Below are 3,623 nucleotides of genomic sequence, written 5' to 3' on the forward strand. Positions count from 1 at the left end.
GCCTGCGCGTCAGCGAGGAAGAACTGGGCCAGCGCTGCATCGCCGTGGCCAACTTCCTGCTGCCGCTGGCCCGCAAGGGCTGAGCGTCCACGGGCGCCGCGCCAGCGCGGACGCTCTGCGCTCCCTCCGAAGCGCCCTCTCGAAAGCGCCCCTCGCGGGCGCTTTCTGCTTTCTGCGGGCCCTTCGCCCGGCCCCTCTCTTGGGGGTGGCTCCGCGTCGGCCCTTGCGCGCCGGGGGCGGTTGCGCTTAAAGTGATATCACCTTTTTGGAGGAGCTGTTGATGAGCACGACCGCAGTCCCGAAGAACAAGCCCTCGCCCGGCGCGGCGCCGACGCCGCTGGAGCGGCGCGCCGGCACGGCCAACGGTTATGCCGCGCTGCTCATCGGCCTGGGCCTGCTGGCCTTCGCGATCTGGCGCTTCGCCGCGCTCGGCCATGACGCGGTCGGCCTGCCGCAGCTGGCCTTGGTGGTGACCGGCGTCATCTTGCTGACCGGCCTGTACATCCAGCAGCCCAACGAGGCCCGCGTGCTGACGCTCTTCGGCCGCTACGTCGGCACCGACCGCACGCCCGGCCTGCGCTGGACGATCCCGCTGTTCATGATGAAGCGCCGCCTGTCGCTGCGCGCCCGCAACCTCGACGCGCCGACGCTGAAGGTCAACGACAAGCGCGGCAACCCGGTCGAGATCAGCGCCGCCGTGGTCTGGCGGGTCGAGGACACGGCCCGCGCCGTGTTCGAGGTCGACGACTTCGAGCAGTACGTCAGCATCCAGGCGGAGGCGGCGATCCGGCATGTCGCCTCGCAATTCGCCTACGACGAGGGCGATGACCTCGACAGCCGCGAGATCACCCTGCGCGCCGGCGCCGACGAGGTGATGGCCGCGATGATCGCGGAGTTGCAGGCGCGCCTGCAGCCGGCGGGGGTCAGCGTCGAGACGGCGATGCTCACGCACCTGGCCTACGCCCCCGAGATCGCCCAGGTGATGCTGCGCCGGCAGCAGGCCGAGGCCATCATCAGCGCCCGCAAGAAGATCGTGCACGGCGCGGTCAGCATGGTCGAGGAGGCGCTCAAGGGCCTGAGCGAGCGGGAGATCGTCCAGCTCGACGACGAACGCAAGGCGGCGATGGTGTCCAACCTGCTGGTGGTGCTGTGCTCCGACAAGGACACGCAGCCCATCGTGAACGCTGGGACGCTCTACAACTGAGCGGCGGGCGCAGATGGCCAGTCCCGCGAAGAAGCAATTCCCGCTGCGCCTCGATCCCGCGCTATGGGAGGAGATCGAGCGGCTGGCCGCGATCGAGCTGCGCTCGTCCAACGCCCAGATCGAGTTGTTGCTGCGGGAGGCGCTCAAGCGCCGCGGCATCAAGCCGGCGCCTTCCCCGGCGGCGCGTCGCGGACGCCCTCCGGCCGGCGCTGCCGAGGACACCGGGCAGGCGATGGACGACACGGCGCCACAAGCCGACTCCAGCGACGAATAACCCGGCCGTCATCCGTGGCATTCGGGGCCTGCGGCGGGTTTCGCACGACCGTGCTAACTTGCGCGTCATGGAAGCCAAGACCGCCCGCAGCGAACTGACGCAGAGCGCCATCGTCGATGTCGCGCTGGAGATGGCCCGCCTCGACGGCCTGGACAGCCTCTCGATCGGTGAGGTCGCCAAGCGCCTGAACCTGTCCAAGAGCGGTGTCTTCTCGCGCATCGGCTCGCGGGAGGCGCTGCAGGCCGCGGTGCTGGATGCCTTCGAGAAGACCTTCCAGCAGGAGGTCATCCTGCCGGCGCTGCGCGAGCGCGCGGCCTGCCCCGCATGGACGCGATGGTGCGCGCCTGGTTGGGGCGCGTCGGCGGGCCGCACGGCAACTGCCTGTACGTGGCAGGCGCCTTCGAATACGACGACCGCGATGACGCCATGCGCGAACGCCTGCTCGACGGTGTCCGGCGCTGGCGCTCGACGCTGCGCCGCACGCTGGTCCAGGCGCAGGACGCGGGCCAGCTGCGCGAGGACGCGGATCTCGATCAACTGATCTTCGAGCTGGACGGCCTCTTCACCGCGCTGGTCCGCGAAGTGCGCTTCCTGCGCACGCCGGATGCGGTCGAGCGGGCCTGGACCAGCTATCGGCGCCTGATGGCCCCGATGCTGACGGCGCCGCCCACCTCGGCCGTCGAAGCCTCCCGCTGACCCACACGCCATGCCCCCGCCTGCGCCCAATCGCTGCCTCAATTTCGCACGCTCGTGCGAACTGCCCCGTTTTCCCCTTCCCTGAGCCCGAGGAGCCTTGCCATGACCATCCTGCTGATCCTGAGCCTGCTGACCGGCGGCGCGCTGTGGCGCGCCTGGGTGTCGTGGCGCCGGCTGCTGCGCATGCTGCCGCGCCACAACCGCGACATGGTGCTGTTCTGAGCGGCGGCGCGTGCATCGCATGCGCCATCCCGTCAAGCCTCCGCCGGGCCGCCTGGTCACGGGATATGCCCGGAGTGGCGATGTGATGGGGCCTCCTTACACTCCCTGGCTTGTCCCGTTGAGGAAAGTCCATGGCGTGGTTGATGCGCTGGCGGCCCGTGACCGTCGGCCCCGAGAAGGCGATTGCCCCCGATGAACGCCTGTCCTGGCCGCAGACCGCGGCGCTCGGCCTGCAACATGTGATCGCCATGTTCGGTGCCACCGTGCTGGCGCCGCTGCTGATGGGTTTCGATCCCAACGTCGCCGTGCTGATGAGCGGCGTGGGCACGCTGCTGTTCTTCTTCCTGACCGGCGGCCGGGTGCCGAGCTACCTGGGCTCGAGCTTCGCGTTCATCGGCGTCGTCATCGCCGCGACCGGGTATGCCGGCAGCGGCCCCAATCCCAACCTGCCCCTGGCGCTGGGCGGCATCGTCGCCTGCGGCGTGCTGTACACGGCGATCGGCCTGCTGGTCTCGGCCACCGGCAGCGGCTGGGTCGAGCGACTGATGCCGCCGGTGGTGACCGGCGCGGTGGTGGCGGTGATCGGCCTGAACCTGGCGGCGGTCCCCATCAAGAACATGGCGCCGACGCCCTTCGACGCCTGGATGCAGGCCGCGACCTTCCTCAGCGTCGCGCTGGTGGCGGTGCATGCGCGCGGCATGCTGCAGCGGCTGCTGATCCTGGCCGGCCTGGTGCAGGCCAGCCTGATCTACGCGCTGCTGACCAACGGCTTCGGCCTGGGCACGCCCATCGACCTCAGCAAGGTCGCGGCCGCGCCGTGGTTCGGGCTGCCCAGCTTCCATGCGCCGGTCTTCGACGGCGCGGCGATGCTGATGATCGCGCCGGTGGCGCTGATCCTGGTGGCCGAGAACCTGGGCCACCTGAAGGCCGTGGGCGCGATGACCGGTCGCGACATGTCGCCCTTCCTGGGCCGGGCCTTCGTCGGTGACGGCCTGGCGACCATCGCCAGCGGTGCGGTCGGCGGTACCGGCGTCACCACCTACGCCGAGAACGTCGGCGTCATGGCCGCGACCCGCATCTACTCGACCGCCGTCTTCGTCTTCGCCGCGCTGATGGCGCTGGTGCTGGGTTTCTCGCCGAAGTTCGGCGCGCTGATCCAGGCCATCCCGCTCGCGGTGATGGGCGGCGTCAGCATCGTCGTGTTCGGCCTGATCGCGATCGCGGCGC

3 protein-coding genes and 1 pseudogene are annotated in these 3,623 nt (G+C 70.2%); all 4 read left to right on the forward strand.

Features of this window, described 5'->3' with window-relative positions; all coding sequences use genetic code 11:
- Positions 1–280 precede the first annotated feature (280 nt).
- Positions 281–1,204, forward strand: a complete 924-nt coding sequence (locus tag FUT87_RS19140; RefSeq protein ID WP_091730196.1) for an SPFH domain-containing protein — start codon at positions 281–283, stop codon at positions 1,202–1,204.
- Positions 1,205–1,217: 13 nt separating this feature from the next.
- Positions 1,218–1,478 carry a toxin-antitoxin system HicB family antitoxin gene (locus FUT87_RS19145; RefSeq protein WP_147242057.1) on the forward strand — a complete coding sequence of 87 codons (261 nt, stop codon included), beginning with the start codon at positions 1,218–1,220 and terminating at the stop codon, positions 1,476–1,478.
- Between the two features lie 67 nt (positions 1,479–1,545).
- Positions 1,546–2,174 (forward strand): annotated as a pseudogene (locus FUT87_RS19150) (TetR/AcrR family transcriptional regulator).
- Between the two features lie 353 nt (positions 2,175–2,527).
- Positions 2,528–3,623: solute carrier family 23 protein (locus tag FUT87_RS19155; protein ID WP_147242058.1), on the forward strand; the 1,096-nt coding region annotated here is incomplete at its 3' end.

It is taken from the genome of Mitsuaria sp. TWR114 (genome assembly GCF_007997345.1).